At 65.0% G+C, this 19,152-nt stretch carries 20 protein-coding genes and 1 pseudogene; 11 read left to right on the top strand and 10 right to left on the bottom strand.

Features of this window, described 5'->3' with window-relative positions:
* Positions 1 to 48: 48 nt before the first annotated feature.
* Complete coding sequence (locus QN350_RS00165; protein ID WP_322139785.1) at positions 49 to 1,440, bottom strand: glucose-6-phosphate dehydrogenase; 1,392 nt, start codon at positions 1,438 to 1,440, stop codon at positions 49 to 51.
* A 31-nt stretch (positions 1,441 to 1,471) separates the two neighbouring features.
* Here QN350_RS00165 and QN350_RS00160 point away from each other — a divergent pair.
* Together QN350_RS00160 and QN350_RS00155 are read left to right on the top strand one after the other, a co-directional pair.
* Positions 1,472 to 1,780: pseudogene (locus QN350_RS00160) on the top strand (trehalase-like domain-containing protein); the annotation flags it as partial.
* Positions 1,781 to 2,105: 325 nt separating this feature from the next.
* Entirely contained in the window at positions 2,106 to 3,290 is a 1,185-nt protein-coding gene (locus tag QN350_RS00155) for a permease (protein WP_322139786.1), read from the top strand.
* A 228-nt stretch (positions 3,291 to 3,518) separates the two neighbouring features.
* Here QN350_RS00155 and QN350_RS00150 read toward each other — a convergent pair whose 3' ends face one another.
* Together QN350_RS00150 and QN350_RS00145 are read right to left on the bottom strand one after the other, a co-directional pair.
* The gene (locus QN350_RS00150; protein WP_322139787.1) at positions 3,519 to 4,625 is read right to left on the bottom strand and encodes a hypothetical protein; all 1,107 of its coding nucleotides are present in this window, start codon (positions 4,623 to 4,625) and stop codon (positions 3,519 to 3,521) included.
* A gap of 393 nt (positions 4,626 to 5,018) precedes the next feature.
* On the bottom strand, positions 5,019 to 5,699 hold the full coding sequence (locus tag QN350_RS00145) for a GNAT family N-acetyltransferase (protein ID WP_323507845.1): 681 nt from the start codon (positions 5,697 to 5,699) through the stop codon (positions 5,019 to 5,021).
* A gap of 206 nt (positions 5,700 to 5,905) precedes the next feature.
* On the opposite strand from QN350_RS00145, the gene QN350_RS00140 reads away from it, so the two are divergent.
* Complete coding sequence (locus tag QN350_RS00140; protein WP_323515572.1) at positions 5,906 to 6,964, top strand: DUF5684 domain-containing protein; 1,059 nt, start codon at positions 5,906 to 5,908, stop codon at positions 6,962 to 6,964.
* A gap of 31 nt (positions 6,965 to 6,995) precedes the next feature.
* Positions 6,996 to 7,358, top strand: coding sequence for a DUF2200 domain-containing protein (locus tag QN350_RS00135; RefSeq protein WP_322140421.1), 363 nt, complete (start codon positions 6,996 to 6,998; stop codon positions 7,356 to 7,358).
* Positions 7,359 to 7,366: 8 nt separating this feature from the next.
* On the opposite strand, the gene QN350_RS00130 is transcribed toward QN350_RS00135, so the two are convergent.
* From QN350_RS00130 to QN350_RS00120, 3 genes are all read right to left on the bottom strand, one after another.
* Positions 7,367 to 8,152, bottom strand: a complete 786-nt coding sequence (locus QN350_RS00130; RefSeq protein WP_322139790.1) for an isocitrate lyase/phosphoenolpyruvate mutase family protein — start codon at positions 8,150 to 8,152, stop codon at positions 7,367 to 7,369.
* Between the two features lie 84 nt (positions 8,153 to 8,236).
* Entirely contained in the window at positions 8,237 to 8,785 is a 549-nt protein-coding gene (locus tag QN350_RS00125) for an NADPH-dependent FMN reductase (protein ID WP_322139791.1), read from the bottom strand.
* A gap of 85 nt (positions 8,786 to 8,870) precedes the next feature.
* Positions 8,871 to 9,488, bottom strand: coding sequence for a CGNR zinc finger domain-containing protein (locus QN350_RS00120; RefSeq protein ID WP_322139792.1), 618 nt, complete (start codon positions 9,486 to 9,488; stop codon positions 8,871 to 8,873).
* 320 nt (positions 9,489 to 9,808) lie between these two features.
* On the opposite strand from QN350_RS00120, the gene QN350_RS00115 reads away from it, so the two are divergent.
* The 3 genes from QN350_RS00115 (at position 9,809) to QN350_RS00105 (ending at position 11,655) form a co-directional block, all read left to right on the top strand.
* Positions 9,809 to 10,531: a pyridoxamine 5'-phosphate oxidase family protein gene (locus tag QN350_RS00115; RefSeq protein ID WP_322139793.1), complete on the top strand. Its 723-nt coding sequence runs from the start codon at positions 9,809 to 9,811 to the stop codon at positions 10,529 to 10,531.
* A gap of 14 nt (positions 10,532 to 10,545) precedes the next feature.
* Positions 10,546 to 11,181, top strand: a complete 636-nt coding sequence (locus QN350_RS00110) for a hypothetical protein (protein WP_322139794.1) — start codon at positions 10,546 to 10,548, stop codon at positions 11,179 to 11,181.
* A 69-nt stretch (positions 11,182 to 11,250) separates the two neighbouring features.
* The gene (locus tag QN350_RS00105; RefSeq protein WP_322139795.1) at positions 11,251 to 11,655 is read left to right on the top strand and encodes a hypothetical protein; all 405 of its coding nucleotides are present in this window, start codon (positions 11,251 to 11,253) and stop codon (positions 11,653 to 11,655) included.
* Positions 11,656 to 11,757: 102 nt separating this feature from the next.
* Here the strand turns inward: QN350_RS00105 and QN350_RS00100 are convergent, their stop codons facing one another.
* The 3 genes from QN350_RS00100 to QN350_RS00090 form a co-directional block, all read right to left on the bottom strand.
* Positions 11,758 to 13,011, bottom strand: coding sequence for a hypothetical protein (locus QN350_RS00100; RefSeq protein ID WP_322139796.1), 1,254 nt, complete (start codon positions 13,009 to 13,011; stop codon positions 11,758 to 11,760).
* 62 nt (positions 13,012 to 13,073) lie between these two features.
* Positions 13,074 to 13,340: a hypothetical protein gene (locus QN350_RS00095; protein ID WP_322139797.1), complete on the bottom strand. Its 267-nt coding sequence runs from the start codon at positions 13,338 to 13,340 to the stop codon at positions 13,074 to 13,076.
* Between the two features lie 84 nt (positions 13,341 to 13,424).
* Positions 13,425 to 14,036: a LysE/ArgO family amino acid transporter gene (locus QN350_RS00090; RefSeq protein WP_322139798.1), complete on the bottom strand. Its 612-nt coding sequence runs from the start codon at positions 14,034 to 14,036 to the stop codon at positions 13,425 to 13,427.
* 72 nt (positions 14,037 to 14,108) lie between these two features.
* Between QN350_RS00090 and QN350_RS00085 the strand changes: the two genes are divergently transcribed.
* Entirely contained in the window at positions 14,109 to 14,981 is an 873-nt protein-coding gene (locus QN350_RS00085; protein WP_322139799.1) for a LysR family transcriptional regulator ArgP, read from the top strand.
* Between the two features lie 40 nt (positions 14,982 to 15,021).
* On the opposite strand, the gene QN350_RS00080 is transcribed toward QN350_RS00085, so the two are convergent.
* Positions 15,022 to 15,627 (bottom strand): PadR family transcriptional regulator, encoded by a 606-nt coding sequence (locus QN350_RS00080; RefSeq protein WP_322139800.1) that lies wholly within the window; start codon positions 15,625 to 15,627, stop codon positions 15,022 to 15,024.
* A 263-nt stretch (positions 15,628 to 15,890) separates the two neighbouring features.
* Between QN350_RS00080 and QN350_RS00075 the strand changes: the two genes are divergently transcribed.
* The 3 genes from QN350_RS00075 to QN350_RS00065 all read left to right on the top strand — a co-directional run bounded on the left by QN350_RS00075 (position 15,891) and on the right by QN350_RS00065 (position 19,096).
* On the top strand, positions 15,891 to 16,187 hold the full coding sequence (locus tag QN350_RS00075; RefSeq protein ID WP_322139801.1) for an antibiotic biosynthesis monooxygenase: 297 nt from the start codon (positions 15,891 to 15,893) through the stop codon (positions 16,185 to 16,187).
* A gap of 201 nt (positions 16,188 to 16,388) precedes the next feature.
* Complete coding sequence (locus tag QN350_RS00070) at positions 16,389 to 17,777, top strand: glutamate decarboxylase (RefSeq protein WP_322139802.1); 1,389 nt, start codon at positions 16,389 to 16,391, stop codon at positions 17,775 to 17,777.
* 326 nt (positions 17,778 to 18,103) lie between these two features.
* Entirely contained in the window at positions 18,104 to 19,096 is a 993-nt protein-coding gene (locus QN350_RS00065; RefSeq protein ID WP_322139803.1) for a hypothetical protein, read from the top strand.
* Positions 19,097 to 19,152: the final 56 nt, after the last annotated feature.

Here is a 19,152-nt window from a genome sequence, read left to right as displayed (position 1 = left end):
TTTTTCTTCGTAGGCCCTTTCGGTGTGAAATGGATGGGCGTTGGTCTGTCAGGTCCGCCGTCTTCCGACATGCTGATGCCAGGCGGCGGGGCCTCCCGAGCCGGCTCGGTAGCTGGCGATCGGCGCCGCGCCCTTCCGCCAGGCGGAAAGGATCGGCGCGACGATTCGCCAGCACTCTTCTACCGCGTCTGCCCGCACCGACAGGGTGGGGTCGTCGGAGAGGATGCCGTGGAGTACTTCGCCATAGGGTCCGAGTTCTCCCTTCGCGAGTTGCACATTCAGGCTGACCCGGTCGAGGGTGAAGGGATCGACTTCGCCGTTGATGTTGAGTTCGAGTTCGATGCTGTCCGGGGTCAGCGAGATGGTGAGTCGCGCGGGCCCGGGGTTGCCGGTGAAGCCGTATGGTCGGTGCGGTACGTCCTTGAAAGTCACGACGATCTTTTGACACTTGTCGGCGATAGCCTTTCCTGAGCGCAATCGGAACGGAACACCTGCCCAGCGCCAATTCTCTATTCCGACGGTCACCTCCGCGAGCGTCTCGGTATCGAGTTCCGGATTCACGCCGGCCTCTTTCACGTAGGCCGGGAGCTTCCGCCCCTCGATCGTGCCTCCGGTGTAGCGAGCGCGACGGCCAGCGGCAACGGGGTCGCCTTTCCAGGCGTGGGTGGCGCGCAGTACCTGGGCCATCGATCCGCGCAGGTCGTCGGCGTCGAGACTCGACGGGGGCTCCATGGCCGTGAGCGCCATCACGAGAAGCAGGTGGCTCTGGATCATATCGACAAGTGCTCCTGCCTTGTCGTAATATCCGGCGCGACCTTCGAGGCCGAGGGCCTCGTCGAAGACGATATCCACTCGCTCAATGTGTTCGGCGCTCCAGACCTGCTCGAACATGCGGTTGGTGAAACGGAGACCGAGCAGGTTGAGCACGGTCGACTTGCCGAGAAAGTGGTCGACTCGATGGATGTGCTTCTCCGGCAGAAGCTTGGCGAGTTGCCGGTTGAGCGCCTGGGCACTTCGCAGGTCGGTCCCGAATGGCTTCTCCATTCCGAGGACGGCGCCCTTCGGCAATCCGACCTTTTCCAGCGCGGCTATCGAGAGAACCGTCACGTGTGGAGGCAACGCGAAATAGAGCGCAGGTGTGCCTGTCGTGGCAGCGAGGATGCGGGTGAGGTCATCTGGTTTCGTCACGTCTGCCTGGAGGTAGACCGAATTGTGTGCCACCTTCGTCGACCGGGGGCTCCCGGGTCCTCCCTGGGCGAATGACTCGACAATGCGGGCGCGCCACTCGGCATCGGTCATCGGGTCGAACCCGACACCGATCAGTCGAAGGTCATAGCCTCGGGAGCTACTGAGCAGCTGGCCCAGGCCCGGGAGCAGCAACCTTTTTGTGAGATCCCCACCCGCTCCGAGTATGACGAGAGTCCCGATGTGGTCAACCATGGGCACAGACTACCTCTGCAAGACTGCAGAAATGGCTCTGCACATCGAGGACTACGCTCTGATCGGCGACTGCCACACGGCCGGACTGGTGGGACGGGATGGCAGCAGTGACTGGCTTTGCTTCCCTCGGTTCGACTCTCCGTCCATCTTCGGCGCGCTACTGGGCACCGTGGATCATGGGCGATGGCTGCTTGCACCGGCGGGCGAGGTTCTGTCGACATCCCGGCGGTACGAAGAAGACAGCTTTATCCTGGTCACGCGCTGGGAGACCGCCGAGGGCGCGGTGGAGGTCACCGACTTCATGCCCCACGGCGACCGGCGTGCGGATGTGATCCGCCGGGGAAGCAAATTACCGTGGGAGGAACGCGCCACCGCGGCCTGGTTCGGCCCCAAGGGTTCGCCTCCGTACTCTATGGGCTGCTGGTACTCGACAGCGGCAATGCAGACGCCGATCACCTCTTTCACCTGATCGTCGTCGTGATCTCCCTTTCGATCATCGCGCACTCGTCCACGGACGTTCCCATCGCCGGCTACTTCGCATGACTCAAGAAGCAGGAGGCCGCCCGTACCCAGGGCGGTGACAACGATCCGGCACGGACGTGATAGTGCTGGAATGATAGGGCGGTCGCCGGTGGCGACCGCACGAAATCACAGGGAGTCATACAGTGGATATTCTTCAGTCGATCCTGAATGCGCTGCTCACAGCCGCGTCGATGGCGTGGCAGATCCTCTGGCCGCTCGTGTTCGGCTTCACGACCTCGGGCATCATCCAGGCCGTTGTGCGGAAGGAACGGATCACCAGGCTGATGGCCGACGACTCCCCGCGAGCGATCAGCGTGGCTTCGATCCTCGGAGCGGCATCGTCGTCGTGCTCCTACGCTGCGGTGGCCCTGGCGAGGGCCCTGTTCCGAAAGGGCGCGAGCTTCACGTCCGCGATGGCATTCCAGATCGCGTCCACCAACCTTGTCCTGGAACTCGGCCTCATCCTCGCGTTCGTGATGGGCTGGCAATTCACCCTGGCTGAATTCGTCGGCGGTCCGATCATGATCATCCTGGTGGCGCTGGGCTTCCGACTGTGGATGGGCGGCAGAATCGTCGACGCGGCCCGACAGCAGGCAGAAAAAGGTGTTGCCGGTTCGATGGAGGGGCATGCCGCAATGGACATGTCGGTGCAGAGCGACAGGGGATTCCTGCAGCGCCTATTTTCTTCGGCCGGGATGACGAGTGTTTCGCGGTACTTCGTGATGGACTGGGCCGCGGTGCTCCGAGACATCGTCATCGGGTTGCTGATCGCGGGTGCGTTCGCGGCCTGGGTGCCCAAGGAATGGCTGCAAGCGATCTTCTTCCAAAACGACCCAACGCTGTCGTTCCTTCTCGGCCCGCTGATCGGCCCCCTGCTGGCCATGATCAGCTTCGTCTGTTCCGTCGGGAACGTTCCGCTCGCGGCGGTGCTGTGGAACGGCGGCATCAGCTTCGGCGGCGTCGTGAGCTTCATCTTCGCCGACCTGATCATCATTCCGATCATCCTGATCTACAAGAAGTACTACGGATGGAAGCCGGCAGCACGGATCACCGCCATTTTTTACGGTGCCATGGTGCTGGCTGGTTACGCGGTCGAGCTGCTCTTCATTCCGCTCTCACTTGTGCCGGCCGATCGGAACCTGACCATCGTCGAAGCCGGGATCAGCTGGAACTACACGACGTGGCTGAACATTGCCGCCATCGTTCTCGCCGGCGCCCTGCTGATCGTGTTCTTCCGCTCCGGGAGCCGGTCGATGCTGGCGATGATGGGCGGATCACCCGAGGTCCAGGACGGGACGCCCGCCACGGATGAGGCCGCATCGGCTTAGGGGGAGAGGCCGGATGAGCGGCCTCCTGGTACGCACTCTGTATTCGGTCTAGGACCAGACGTCCTTCGTCGAGCCGAACTCCTGGCGCACCCGGCCGATCAGCGCGAGGCAGACCCCGGTGCTAGGCTCCCTGACCGGCAACGCTGATACGGCGCATAACGGACTCGGCCACCCGCCGCTCCGTCGTCATCTGCACCGTCGACCTTGGTCTGTCCCAGAAAAGAACCCTTATCGAGCAGTCGACAGTTCCCAGTTCTCGGCCTTCTGGTCGTATATCCAGGCTTTATGGGTTGAAGTGCGTCGGGTGACGTCTCTGAACCAGTAGGTCTGGTCGGGGTTCCAGCCTGCGAGCACGGTCGCCAGATCGTCTTGGACCGCAATGGCCCGCCCAGACGTCGTCAGGTAGCCGCCGGCCGAGAGGTGGACCGCGTCAATGTCGTGCTGCACCTGCGTCCAGTCCGGAATAGCCCAACGGCCGATGCGGCCCGTGGCGCGGTACCAGTCGTGACGACGGGACGCCGTGACTTCCAACGGGTAGCGTCGACACAAATTCGCCCATGCTGTGGGGCCATCGATCTCGTAGACCCGCGCGTCACGGGGAACGACGATTTGTTCGGCTGTCGCCGACTCCCAACCAAAGCCATCTTCGATGAGCCGGAGGCCCACAGGGCCCCAGCCGTCCAACGACCGAGTTGTCCGTGTCAGAGCGGCAGGAGGTGTTGACCACCAGGTTCCACTCCACGGGGCGCGGGGGTCGGTTGGTCGCTCGCGCTTAGCGGTGGTCTCCTCCTCGAGCTGTGCTGCCCTCCACTGCTCAAGAGTGTGACGGACGCCATTCTTGGCCGCTGGGTGTGGGGCGTCCGCTTCGACGAAGGTGATGGCCCACTGCTCGGAGTCCAATGGCGTTGCCCACCACCTCGCGTGTGGCGAGGCCACAATGCTTGTCGCGATGCGGGCGAGCGCGGCGTGGAGCGCGGGTGCGACGGTGAGTACGTCTTCGCCGTCGGGCTCCTGCCAGTAGCGGGCCCCGTCCACGGCGGCGGTCAGTGAGAGCAGCATGGCGCCTTCGTGCGGCTCCGCGAGCGGCACTGTGTCGAGGAGGCGCGCTACGTCTTCAGGTGAAGGAGTGGGTTGTGGAAACTGTTCGGGACCTGGGCCGAACAGCACACGCGAAGTTTCTCGGCCAGGGTCGAGATCATAGGCGGCGAAGAAAATGGCTTGACGAAGCTCATGAGCGTCTGAGGATTCACTGTCCCAGGTTCTCTTTAGAACGAACTCGAGGCACAGGCGTCGACCGTGAGGGCCGGCGAGCAGGGCAACGGGCTCCAAAGTCATATGGTCACCCTAATTGGATCCAGTGCAGACCGGGGTGCGGCTCTACCGCTGTAGTGGAACCCCGAACGGAAGCCGGTACCGCTATTCGGACGCCCGCCGCACGAGCCGAACCCTGACTGAGCGCCCGACGTGAGTTGGGGATCCCTCAACGGGCATCGCGGCGTCGGGCGACGATAGCTGACCATGCGATCGAGTCCAGGCAGGGTGGACCCATGTGCCCGTGAGACGAATGACCCACGCGAAAGATTCGCGGCAAGTACGCCCGTTAGCCAAGCGCGCCTCGAAAGTGTCTGAAGGGAACCGTGAGTGACGTGCACGGAGCGTGAATTGCGGAGGCAGAAGGTTACCCACCGGGGGTGTCACGGATGGATACCTGTCGGGACTGGCGAGCGGCTAGAGTCCGATCACGGAGTAGCGGCGTTCGATTCCCGCGGTGGCGTGACCCCACTCACTGCCGGTGACACGTTCCTGGTGGGCTTCCCAGGCGGATGCGTGCTCGAAGCGCTCCTCGACCTGCCACACCAGGGGATTGCTCGTCCGGGTGACGTTGAACGCAAGGCATCCCGGTTCGGCGCGGGTGAGGTCAAGGTGCAGTTGTAGATGGTCCCGGACAATTCCCGCTTGGTCCTGGGTGAGACAAACCAGCTGCCCGCTGAGGGACACCTCGCCGCTGACGAGCCTCTTCTTCATCTTGTAATTGGTCAACTGCACGCCAGCCGTCACTCGATTTTGTTCTGCCTCGACGGTGAATCCGGAGCGCTCAAAGAAGGGGCGGGCTGTAATGCTGACATCGGCAGTCAGCTCCGTCAGCTGCTGTTGGCGCGCGCGGGCCTTCACATGGGCGATCAGTTGCCATGCCACCCCGCGTCCTAGGTAGCTAGGGGCAACGAACATCATGTCGATATATCCCGCAGTGTCCACGTCGGAGAAACCCGCCGGCACACCATCCACGGTTGCCACGTAACTGTTCCGTACCTGCCTCGCCGTATGCCACGTGGATAGCTCACGTGCTTCTGGCCGAGCCCACGCTCGAATCTGCTCCGGCGAGTAGTGTGCGGCAGCGGTTTCGGTCACTGCGGCAAGAAAGATGGCCAACGTGTCTGCGGCATCTCCGTGACCATACGGTCGAATGACAACGACCGGTCCATCGGCACTTGTGTTCAACTCCACAGAATCAGCATCCCACGGCGACTGCACGGCGTGCCCGATGTCGCCAGGCGGCGACACGCCGCATATGCGTTGCCCGGATCATCGTTCTGCGGGCCCCTAGGATCAGCACAATGACGACACGCACCGGTCCACTGCGGCCCGCACTTGTGGCACGACGAGCAGTCTTCGGCGGAATCATCGGTGTGCTCGCCGTTGTGGCCCTTTCGGGATGCTCATCGTCATCGTCATCGTCATCGTCATCGTCATCGTCATCGTCATCGTCATTGTCATCTTCATCGGCAGTGACGAGCGGGGCGCCCAGTGCGCCCGATCTGAATGGTTCTCTGTTCGTTCAGGCTGAACCGTTTATACAGCTCACGCCAGGACAGTGCACGGACGTCTCCTCGACGACAATCGTTTACGACACCGTCAACATCCTCGACTGCGATAACCCGCACGGCAGCGAGGTCTACAACACATTCACCTTCCCTGCCGGCGATTACCCGTCGACATCTCAGCTCAATTCGGTCGGCGACGCGCGTTGCGGTGGTGCATTTGATTCCGGCGTCCCCAGTTCGCTGACGTACGTTTGGTTCAGTCCGACCGAGGAGGAGTGGGTCGCCGGGAATCGGTTTGTCGCCTGTTTCGCGATCGACGCGAACAATCGCGCGCTCTCGGCTCCACTCGCCACACTCGCAAATGAGGGGCCTCTCAGTGCCTTCGATCGGGGCACCCTTGCGCCGGCACTCGGTCTGATCCTCGCGGCGACCGCGGGAACCGTTTTCGTGTCGTTCCTCGTGAGCTACCTCCTCTTTGCGGCGTCGCTTGCGAGTCTTTTCCGCAAAACGGGGATACCCGCCTGGAAGGCTTGGGTTCCCTTCGTGCAGACGTGGACGCTGCTGCGGCTCGGTGGTCAGAGCGGCAATTGGATGTGGCTGGGCTTTGTCCCTGGCGGCAGTGTCGTCTCCTCTGTGTTCATCTACATCGGCATGTACCGCATCGGGATCGCGTTCAGAAAAGACTCCGGGATGCTGGTGCTCGGCATATTCCTCCCGTTCGTTTGGGCGTTCATCCTTGGTGGCCGTGACGAGCAGTATGCGCCGGAGTTGCTCGCGTTACACGGGTACCAGCCTCCCCTCGAAGGCTATGGCTCGACTCCTTCACGTGCCTCTGGTTTCGGAGACGATTGACCCCGAGACACCCCTCGCCTACGCTGGCACCGTGTCCAGGATCTTCGGAACCAAGTTCTCAGCGGTGTATCCGCTCTACGTAGCGAAGGTGCAGCGCAAGGGCAGGACGCAGACCGAACTCGATCAGGTGATCATGTGGCTGACCGGATTCGACGACACGACGCTACGCCGTCACTCCGAGGGAGAAACCACCTTCGAGCAGTTCTTCGCCGAGGCGCCGATGAATCCCAGCGCCTCGCTGATCACCGGTGTCGTCTGCGGCATCCGCGTGGAGACCATCGAGGACCCGCTCATGCAGAAGATTCGCTACCTCGACAAGCTCGTCGACGAGCTGGCGAAGGGACGGCCCATGGGCAAGGTGCTTCGTGCACCTGCCGTGACCAGCGCGGCCTGAGCTTCCGATCAGTTCGTGCTGCGCTGGCTGAAGGTCACAAGGCGAGCCTGAACGTCCCAGTAGGACGTCGCGTTCGGTGTCTGACGGTTGTCACGCAGGGCCGTGACAGACTCGACGGCACTGTCGATGGCTGCGCGGTACGGCAGCGATCCCGAGCTCACACGCCTCACGCCCAGTTCGCCGAGCTCGGCCGCAGTCAGGGAGGGATGCGCGAGCACGTTGACCGGAAGCGCGACATCCGCCGTGATCCTCCGGATATCCTCAGGGTTCACCAGGCCGGGCACGAAGATTCCGTCGGCCCCGGCGTCGGCGTATGCGCGCGCACGAAGCAGGACCGCCTCGACCGTTGCCTCCTCGGCGAACCACAGGTTGTCCACCCGCGCATTGACGAAGATGTCGGGGCTGAACCGTTTGACGGCGCTGATCTTGGCAGCAGCCGTCGATACGGCCACGAGACGTCCGTCCCGGCTGTCCTCAAGATTGACGCCGGCCACACCCAAGGCACCCAGTTCGGCGACAGACTCCGCTACCTCGGCCGGGTCGTCGGAGTAGCCGTCTTCGACGTCCGCTGTGATGTGGACGGACATGCGAACCAGCCGCGCCGCGAGGGCGATAGTTGCCGCTTTGCTCGACCGGAAGCCATCCGGATACCCGGCGCTGGCCGCGATGCCGAAGCTCGTCGTGCCGATGGCCGGAAATCCGGCGTCCACGAATGCCAGAGCCGAGCCGACGTCCCAGGCATTCGGCAACACGAGTGGTGAGTCAAGGTAGTGGAGTTGCCGAAAAGTCGACATCGTTGTTCCTGTCCCGCGCCAGCCGAATCGATGAACTCTCGTCAGCGTACTAGCGGCTGTCGAGCGCGCAAGCCGGTCCGAACGCTAACGCGTCTCGTCGAGTTTGTTCGCGGGCCAATGCTCCTGCATCGTCACCCACCAGCTGGCCAACGCTTCACGTTCGGGCTGCGTCGCGACGGCCCCGGCCGCAACCAGATCCCGTCCGATCGGGAGGTCGATGCACGCTCCATCGAGTACCTCGGCGTCGACATAGCCCAGTACCGATCTCAGTGTGGCAAGCGCACCGTGGCCGCGGCCCGGGGAGGCCACGTTGATCCACGCGACCGGCTTCCTGGCCAAAACGCTGCTACCGACCGTCCAGTCCAGAAGGTTCTTGAGGCTGCCCGGGAGTGTCCCGGCATATTCCGGCGTGCTGAACACCACCACGTCGGCGTCGCTGATCTCTTGTCGCAACTCCGCGACCGCTCCTGGAACGGGGTCGTGGTCATCGTCCGGATTGAAGGCGGGCAAGGCAGACAAGCCCTCGTACACCAGTGCGACCGAGCCGGTCGGCGCCAGGTCGCGCACCGTGGTCAGCGCCGCGTTGTTGGTTGAAGACTGCCGGGTGCTGCCCGAAACAAGGAGGAGTCTCATCTTCATATTTCCCATTCAGGCCACGGGCGGAGGAAAGAAGTCGGAAGCACCGTCTCGTCGAATCACCGTCCTCGGCCCACGCACATCAGCGGGCCGTGAGTTCGTGTGCCACACGTGCGGAGCGTACGGTCTGGTAGTGCCGCGCAGCGCGAGCACGGTTGCCGCAGGCGACCGAGCACCATTCCCGCCTGGGGTGTGTCTTCACGAAATAGAGCACGCATCCGGGCGCATGGCACGCGCGCAGCGCTGCAGCGTTTTCGCCCAGCAGGTGCTGGGCTTCGTAGGCGACGTCGGCCAGTCCGGCAATCCTCGGAGACACCGCGGATTCGGGGGAGAGCTCGAGAGCCGCTCCGCTCAGTCGCAGGTGAAGGATCGGCCGCTGGCTGGCGGCGGCATTGACGGTGAGCACCGCGTCCGCCACGCTCGACGCGGGCGATTCGGCAGCGCGGCGATCGTCGCCCGTAACGTGGGCTGCCAGTCTGCGCACCGCGTCCCGCAGATTCCGTGCCGTCAGGAACTCGCCCCGAGTCGTTGCCGCGTCTGCCCGATCGATGCCGACGGCATCCAGCCAGGCATTGACGCCTGTGGGTGTCGCGAAGTCGTCGTGCAGGCCTTCTGAGTCGGCCCAGATGGTCGCCATCAGGCGGATCGGCATCGGCTCGTCGGCGAGCGCCCAGTTGCGGTCCGAGTTTCTGTTTCCCATTTGCACAAACTATCACGGAAGAATTGACTTGCATACGTTAGAAGAAACGTGATAGATATTGTCACGGATGAAAGCAAGTTGATGCATTAGAACCCGAGGAGATGATGACGATGATCGGAATACCCCGGCTCGCTGACGTGGGCTTCCACCCCGGAGAGCTGGCCGTGCAGCGCAGGGCCGGGGTCACGCGGGATGCGGCCCGCCTGTCAGGGATGCTCGGGCCTGTCGCGCTGACCGCCGGGATGGCCGGGTTTCTCTGTGATCGAACGTTCCTCGTCATCTCCGGGAGGGATCGTTCCGGGCGCCTCTGGACGTCTCCGTTGACCGGCCGTCCCGGTTTTTTGGAGGTGCTGTCCGACACCTCCGTGGCGGTTCATGCCGTGATCCCCGCGGGCGACCCACTCCGCGGGCTGCAGACCGGTCAGAAGATCGGGATGGTCACGGTTGAATTCGCCACCCGGCGCCGGGTGCGTATCAACGGCACCCTCACCGTGAGCGGCGGCGATCTCCTTGTCGTAGAGGTCGAACAGGCCTACGGCAATTGCCCGCAATACATCCAGCAACGTGTTCTCGTGCCGAATGAAATCGAGGGGGCGGGTGGCGATCACGTCAGACACGGCAGCACCCTCTCGACGGACGACCGTGAGCTGATCCGTGCCGCCGACACGTTCTTCCTCGGCACAGTGAACCCCGAGAGGGGTTCCGATGCTTCCCATCGTGGCGGTCCGGCCGGATTCGTCCGCTCAGACGAGCACGGGTTGTGGTGGCCCGACTATCAGGGCAATAACCTCTTCAATAGTTTCGGCAACATCGCCGTCAACCCCGAAGCTGCCCTGTTGTTCATTGATTTCACAACCGGCCAGTCGCTGCAGCTATCCGGCACGACCCGGATCGAGTGGGGCGAACCCGGCCGCCCCGGAGATGACGGACACACGGGCCGCATTGCTCGCTTCGCCCTGCAACGCCTCGTGGCCGGCCAGGTTCTTCCGGCCCGGGAAATCACTCACAACCCGTATCCGCGCAACCGCGCGCTGACCGATTGACAAGGACGGTTCCGATGACCGAATCCCAGCGGCAGGCCTACGCCGCCCTCGCGCAGATGGACCCTGACCTCGGTCGCCTCATCGACCAGTGCGGCACACCGGACCCGTTCGAGTTCCACGACGGCGGGCGCACGTCCGGCAGCAACTTCGCCGGAATGAGCCTGCACATCCTCGGGCAGCAGATCTCCACCACGGTGGCCTTCCTCCTCTATGACCGCCTGACGGATGCGACCGGCGATACCCCGACGGCGAAAAGTGTGCTCGGCCTCGGCCAGGACTCGATCAAGGCGCTCGGCACCTCTCGATCGAAGGCGGGCTATCTGCTCAATCTCGCCGAGCATGTCGATTCGGGTGTCCTGGACATCGAGAACATGGGTGGACTTTCGGACGACGACGCGATTCAGGCGCTGGTCGCGGTCACAGGCATTGGAGTCTGGTCTGCGGAAATGTTCCTGATCCACCAATTGCATCGCGCGGATATCTTCCCTGCCGGTGACGTGGGACTGCGAAAAGCCCTGAAGCGTCTCAACGGGAGCGTAGAGATCCCGAGTGTGGCGGCGGCACACGAGACGGGCCGCCACTGGCGGCCGTTCCGCACGTACGCGGCAGCGATACTCTGGCGTTCCCTCACCGTCCCGGACGAGGTTTAATCGCACAACCGGAATGTGGCGCGGTGTAAGGCGCCGACTGAACTGAACCGCGGAAGGAATGTGAACTGAATGAATGCGAATCTGGAGTCCAATGGCGAGACCCGCCTGGCCTACATTCTCGGCGTACCCCTGGCCGAGAATGTCGTACGGCAATGGCCGCAAATGGGCGAAATCGTGCGCACCAGCACACTCATCGGCAGCGTCGAGGGCAACTTCGCGGAACTGACCCTGGAAGTCGGCAGACGCCTTCGTCTCGGGGACGTCCTGGTGGTCGAGTGGACCTGCAACTACGGCGACGGACGCCTCTACCGCAACGTGACCATCGGAGAACTCGAGAACGGGGAAGCTGTGCGCGTCACGGACTACTGGGGCGAACCCACCGAAACGCCTCTCTGGCGAGTGCCGCTGACCGACCGCCTCGACATGCCCGGCGACGGCATCTGGAAGGACAACGACCACCTGAGCCACCATTGACGCGAAAGGGAGCTGACAACCGATCCGCGGATTTCGATCACTCGACGGCCGGGGTGCCACCATGCGTGCGGCGGCGCTCTCCCCACCGAGGGAGGCACTGCCTCAGCGGCGGCCCAGCCGACCGATGGCGAACCCGACGACGCCGAGGAGTCCGCCGAGGGCGAGCCAGCCTGCGGCGCGGCCCCCTCTTCCCTCGTCCGGCAGCGGATGCTGTGACGCAGCCTCCGACGCCCCCGCCCCCACAGCGGCCACGGAAGTAGCCTGCGCCAGCGGAACCGCGGCATCCGCTGCCGGCTCGACGACCGACGCGTTGCGCACGAACAGCACGAACCACGCGAAGACGATCAGCACCGCGACGAGTTCGAGGGCGGTGAGGTTGTAATACCCGATCGGGTACCAGAGCAGCACCGCTCCGCCGATCGCGAGCACGAACACCGTCGTGGTGACGACGAAGCTCCGGGGGAGGTCCTTCAGGACGAGCGGGACCAGCACGATGAGCGCCACGAAACCGACGACGGCAGAGGTCGCGAACGTGTTGTGCACGGGAAAGCTGACGTCGACGGGCACGAGGCCGACACCGATGAGCGCAACGCCGACGACGATGATGATGATCCGCACGAGCGGGACGCCGCGAAGATCGCTGCCGGCGGCGCTGCGCCGTGAGCGCAGGTCGAGGGTCAGGTAGTCCGCGAGCGTCGTCATCACGAGTCCCGCGAGGAGGATCGTCAGGTTGAACGCATAGGCGGAGGTTGCGCTGCCCATCCCGAGCGCGCTGAAGTTCGCCTGCCACCAGCGCGGGTCGGCCGCCGTGAGCATGCTCGAGAACACCCCGGCGGCGAGGAACAGGCCGAGCAAGGAGGCGAGGCGGGTTGTCGTGATCTCCGCGGCGAGGAGGAACAACGCAAAGGCGCTCGCACCGACCGTCAGCGTGACGAACAGGGCCGCAGCGAACGGGTCGAGCAGCAGCTCGCGGAAGGCGAGCTGGAACACCGCGTATACCGAGCTGATCAGGAGGCCGGCCATGGCCGCACCGGTCAGTGACAGCCCGATGGTGTCGAAGATGCGCCGGATACGGGCACGACGTCGCCACCGTGCCGAGTGGCGGGTGAAACGGACATACGACCAGGCGAAGATCGGCATTCCGATCAGACCTGCAATCTGGGCCGACACTCCGCCGACGGAATTTCCACCAGCCAGGCCGACGGCACGGCCACCGAACACGATCACCGCACCGAGGAGACCCGCCAGTGCGCCCACCGCGGCGGCGATCAGCGCCCCGGATTCCACGTCGGACCGGCCATCGCCGGTGCGTTCGTCCTCCACCAGCGGTACCGTGTCCGCGCGCGAAGAAGTCATCTCCCTATCCTGTCGCGCTTTCGGGGATGCGGTGGCCGAGTCGCCGACCGCGGGGTGCCTTCCTACGCCGGCGGCGCCTCGCTCACGAAGCAGGAGATCGCACTCGCGAGATCCGGCCGGACCGTCCGGGCGACCGGGGTGCCGAATTCGATCACCTCGTAGCCGTCGCGGTTCCTGGCGATGAAGCCGATCACGCTCAGTGCGTTGTCTTTGGCGATCCGGGAGTCGCTGACCCGCCACTCCCGTCTCGAGAGGGCGCGCACCTGCACGTCGCTGGGCGAACGGGACTGAAGTGCGGCGGCGATCATGGTGGGTCCTTTCCTCGACATGAACCGAACGTAGGTTCGGTTCCTATCGGTTGCCTTGGGGTCCGATGTGAACCCGGTGCAGGCACGGACACTCCGATCGCGGACTCAGGTTCCGATCCCGAACAGCAGGCTCACGGCGATGACGGTCATGATCCCGGCGATCCCGATGTCGAGAATCCGCCAGGAGACCGGCCGGCTGAAGACCGGGCGCAGCAGCCGGGCGCCGAAACCGAGCGCTGTGAACCAGACGACACTGCCGAGTGCCGCCCCGAGGCCGAAGTACCATCGTTCGTCGCCGTGGGCTGCGGCGACGGAGCCAAGGAAGACCACGGTGTCGAGGTAGACGTGCGGGTTGAGCCAGGTGAGCGCCGCGGTCGTCGCGAGGACCTGGGTGAGGCTCGCGGCAGTGCCGACGACCGAGGTGTCGAGCGGCCGAGGGAGGACGGCCCGACGCGCCGCGAGGACCGCATAGCCGAGCAGGAATGCAGCGCCGACGACCCTCACCACGACGAGCAGCCACGGCACCGTTCGGATCAGCGCCCCGAACCCGGCGACGCCGACCAGGATCAGGATCGCGTCGGAGGCCGCGCAGACGATGACCACGGCGAGCACGTGTTCCCGGCGCAGTCCCTGCCGCAGCACGTACGCGTTCTGGGCGCCGATCGCAACGATGAGGGACAGGCCGAAGCCGAGACCGGCGAGGGTGGTGAGGATCATCCTCCGACCGTACAGCGACGTTCACAGGTGAGTACAACGAAACTTTCTTAGCTGGCATTAGTCTGGCTAATCATGACGATTGACAACGCGCAGCTCAGGGCCCTCGCGGCGACGATCGATCGTGGTTCCTTCGACCTTGCCGCAGCGGCCTTGCACATCACGCCGTCCGCGGTGAGCCAGCGCATCAAGGCCCTCGAGACGTCGGCGGGCCGGGTGCTCGTGCGGCGAACGAAACCCACAGAGATCACGGATGCCGGACTGCCCTACCTGAGGCTCGCCCGGCAGATTGAGGCGCTCGTCCAGGACGTCATCTCCGGGTCCGAGTCTGAGGCGCGGGCGGGCGTGCCGCTCGCCGTCAACAGCGACTCGCTTGCGACCTGGGTGCTTCCGGCCCTCGCCGGCCTCCCAGACTCGATCACCTTCGACGTGCGCCGTGAGGACGAGGATCACTCGGCCGAGCTACTGCGCGCGGGTACGGTGATGGCCGCGATCACGACCGATGCGCGTCCGGTGCACGGATGCTCCGTCACCCGGCTCGGCAGCATGCGGTACCGGCCGATGGCGAACCCGGGCTTCGCCGCCCGGTGGTTCGCCGCCGGCCCCACGGCGGACGCGCTCGCCCGGGCACCGATGGTCGTCTTCGACGCGAAAGACGACCTGCAGGATCGGTTCCTCCGGAGGCGGAGTCGTCGACCGCTCTCACCGCCCCGGCATTCGATCCCGGGCTCTGCGGACTTCGCCGAGGCAGTCCGCCTCGGGCTGGGCTGGGGAATGCTGCCGAACCAGCAGATCCTCACCGGAGAGGCCGACGGGGTGCTCGTCGATCTCGCGCCGGGCTCGCACATCGACGTGGTGCTCTACTGGCAACAGTGGACGCTGCACACGCCCGTTCTCGCGGCGATTTATGAGGCAATCCGCGGCGCGGCGGCCGAGCGCCTCGATTGAAGGCTGTGGTCCGGGGATTTCGTCGTCAGTGGACCTGTCGTCAGTCGGCGAGGATCCCGTAGAGGGAGCGTCGGAGCTCGTCGATCTGGGTGACGGCCTTTGCCCGCTGCTCGGGAGTCGCGGCGAAGCGGAGCTGATGAATGACGCCCATGAGTTTTGCGACGCTCTCGTGCAGGCTGGCTTCGGCCTCGACGCGTGCCGTCGAGCTGTCCCAGACGTGGGCGAGCGCTTCCGCGTTGTCGGCGACGTAGGCGCGGCCAGACTCACTGAGCTGGAATTCCGTGCCGGTGCCGTCACCGGTCGGGGCGATCAGTCCCTCGTCGACGAGCTGCTGCAGTGTCGGATATACCGAACCGGGACTCGGGCGCCAGGTACCGCCCGACCGTTCGGTGATCTCCTTGATCAGGCCGTAGCCGTTGTAGGCGGCCTCTGAGAGCAGCGAGAGGATGGCGAGGCGGACGTCACCCTTGAGCTTGCGCTGGGCTCCCGGCGGCATGAAGCCGCGCGGTCCGAAACCGCCGAAGCCGGGGCCGAAGCCGGCGCCGAAACCGGCGCCGAAGCCCGGCCCAGCGCCCCGGCCAAAGCCGCGGCGCTCGTGCCGGTCGCCGGAGTCGTGGGCATGGGGTTCGCGAAAATCGTTGTGCATGCTGGTGTCCAATCGTGAAGTGGGTGGTCTCCGAGGACGAGGCTCGGCGATGGATTAAAGATATATCGGTGAATAATCGTGAGCGCTGATTCTCAGTGAATACGCAGCAGTGAATACGCAGCTGGAGTGCTCAGCCCGGAGCACCCGGCCGGGAGTACTCAACCGGGCGTGACGGTGCCGCCGCCCCTTGCCGGTTCGGGCGGCTCTTCCTATGCTCACGACGGGGCCGCCGTCCGGCGGCCCGAAGTGTAGAGGAGGATGCGATGACGCTCAAATACGGTGTGCTGGCTCTCGTGAAAGCCCAGGCCGGGCAGGAACAGGCCGTCGCGGATTTCCTCGCCGGTGCACAGGCGCTGGCCGCCGCCGAGCCGGGCACCCGTACCTGGTACGCCTTCCGGGTCAATGACGACACGTTTGGCATCTTCGATACCTTCGACACCGAGGCGGATCGCCAGACACACCTCACCGGGGCCATCCCCGCAGCACTCGCCGAACATGGGCCGACCCTGCTCGTGGGGGACCCCGACATCCGCCTGATCGACATCATCGCCGCTACCTGATCTGCTTCGAAGCCCTCGGCCGCCGCCGATATGGGTGCCCGGGCGGCGCACCGGGTCGGGTTCGACCTCCCGCATGATCTCCCGGACGACCGGGGCGGTGTCGCCCTGGCCGAACAGGAGGTGGCGCATCAAGTGGAAGAGCGGGTGGTTGGTTGGTGGGGTTGCAGTCGAATGCCGGGTTGATGCGGCAGCATAGACCCCATGCAGGCCAACCCAGAGTTCAATCCGGAGTTCTTCGAGATCAACCCGCTCTTCGCCCGCCCGGGCGAGGACACTGTTGCGCCACGCTACGTCCTCGGCGCGGACCCGATGGAGCCGGAAACGGCGTACCAGATCATCCACGACGAGATCATGCTCGATGGGAACGCCCGGCTCAACCTCGCAACCTTCGTCGGAACCTGGATGGACGATCACGCCGGTCGGCTCTACGGAGAGGCCTTCGACAAGAACATCGTCGACAAGGACGAATATCCACAGACCGCGGCGATCGAGGAGTATTGCTGGCGGATGATCGCCGACCTCTGGCACGCGCCCGAACCGATGAAGACCGTCGGCACCTCGACGATCGGCTCGTCAGAGGCATGCATGCTCGGTGGGCTCGCCCTGAAACGTCGCTGGCAGCAGGCACGGCGCGCTGCCGGACTGCCGACCGCGCAGCCCAACCTCGTGATGAGTTCGGCTGTACAGGTGTGCTGGGAGAAATTCTGCAACTACTGGGACGTCGAGCCCCGATTCGTACCCATCAGTGAGGAGCATCCCAGCCTGGACGGGCACGACCTCGCGAGCTATGTCGACGAGAACACCATCGGAGTCGTCGCGATCATGGGCGTGACGTACACCGGGGTCTACGAGCCGGTCGCGGCGATCAGCGCCGCCCTCGACGAGATCCAGGAGCGAACCGGAGTGTCCGTACCCATCCACGTGGACGCGGCCTCCGGGGGGATGATCGCACCCTTCCTGCAGCCGGAACTGGAGTGGGACTTCCGCTTGGAACGAGTGCACTCGATCAATACCTCGGCGCACAAGTACGGCCTGGTCTACCCCGGCCTCGGCTGGATCGTCTGGCGTGCGAAGGAGTTACTGCCGGAGGACCTGGTCTTCCACGTCAGCTACCTCGGAGGGAGCATGCCCTCGTTCGCGCTCAATTTCTCCCGTCCCGGCGCGCAGGTGCTCTTGCAGTATTACCTCTTCCTCCGGCTCGGGTTCGAGGGCTACCGTGCCGTGCAACAGTCTTCCCAGGACGTGGCGCGGTACCTTGCGCGCGGTATCGAGAAGATCGGCGCCTTCACCCTGTGGAATGACGGGTCGGATATCCCGGTCTTCGCCTGGCGCCTCACCCCCGGCCACACCCGGAACTGGAACCTCTTCCACCTGTCGGACCGGCTGCGCTCCCACGGCTGGCTCGTCCCCGCCTACCGGATGCCCGACAACCTATCCGAGATGACGGTCCAGCGGATCGTTGTCCGCAATGGGCTCAGCATGGACCTCGCCGCGCGCCTGCTCACGGTGATCGAGGAGGAGACGGCGTATCTCGACAGGCTCGAGGGTCCGATGCCCGTCGAGGGGCAGCATCCCGGCTTCACGCACTGATTCCTGCGAGATTGTTACAAACCCGAATGGAATTGCTGTCCGCAGGTGACCGCGCGGCTGTAGATTCCAATCAGGGCAGGACTTCCTGTCCAGTGGGGGCGGCCGTCGGGCCGAATATGTGGGGGTTTCAACTCGTGATCAAGCATTTCTCCGCGTCGTCTTGTCTTGTGGCCGGTGTTGTCCTGGTACTGGCGCTCACCGGGTGCGCTCCCTCCGCCGGGAGCGGTACCGGGGCGGCCATTCAGTCGCCCACACCAGACGAAACAGTCGCATCGTCGGCCAGTTCACCCGCCACGCCCACGTTCACACTGTCGTGCAGTGCGGCCGTGACGCCGGCCGCGCTTGCCGGCCTGGCGGCGGGGCTCGTACCCGAGACCGATCCGGCGTTGCTGGGTCCCTCCGTCGCCCCGCCGGTGACGCCCGGCATCCCGACGAACGTCCTGTCACTTCGCGGCATGGGGCCCGGTCAGGACGGACCCGCGACGATCGCGGCGGCTCAGACCGGCTACTTCGACTGCCAGTGGGCCAACGCCGACCGGTCCACGACCGTGGTCCTCGAGGTCCTTCCGCAGGCCGCCGCGGCGTTCACGGCCGAGAAGGCCGCGCCGCCCGCTTCGCAGCCGACGGTGCCGTTCTCGGATCTCGATCTTGGAGACGAGACATTCGGCTACTGCTATCCCGCCGACGTGATGGCCGTCTGGGGAGTGTGCCGACTCAATCTGCTCGAGGGTTCGACGTGGTACCGCGTCACGATCACCGGCCAGTCCTCGGACCAGTCCGCAACCGCTTCGTCGCTCGGCGCCGTTGCCCAATCCGCGAGTGACGCCATCGCGGCCACCGGCACAGAGCCCGCGCCGCTCGTGCAGCCGGCTTCGCACTGGAGCACGACCGCGGGCTGCGTCGCCGACAACCGGCGATCGCGGAGCGATTCGGAGGCCACCCCGCCGGGGTTCGACCTCGAGCAGGGCACCGCAGACCGACTGCTGCACGAAGCCGTGGCCATCGCCGCGGGCTTCGAATGCACCGTCGGGACAGCCTCAACCCGAACGGCGACGGTGATTCCCGGTGCGGCATGGGTCTGGCCGACCACCTACACCTCGCCGATCACCACCGATGTGGAGCTCACCGTCACAGGGGTCCCTGAGGCGCGGTTCCGCTGCGGCCCGACCGGCGGAGCGGAGTCCTCCTGCTGGGCGGAGGGCGTGATCGACGGGGCATTCGTGGTCGTCGTCGACGGTTCCAGAGTGACCGACAGCGGCACCCAGGCCCGCGATGCCGAGGGCCTGGCCGAACTTGCTGTCGCGAACAGCGCGGGTTAGTGACGCGAACGGGAGAGTTCGCGCGGGAACTCGACCATCGGTTGTGTCGCAGGCTG

It is taken from the genome of Cryobacterium sp. 10I5 (assembly GCF_035019865.1).
GTDB lineage: Bacteria > Actinomycetota > Actinomycetes > Actinomycetales > Microbacteriaceae > Cryobacterium > Cryobacterium breve_A.
This window is presented reverse-complemented; position numbering and strand designations above follow the sequence as displayed.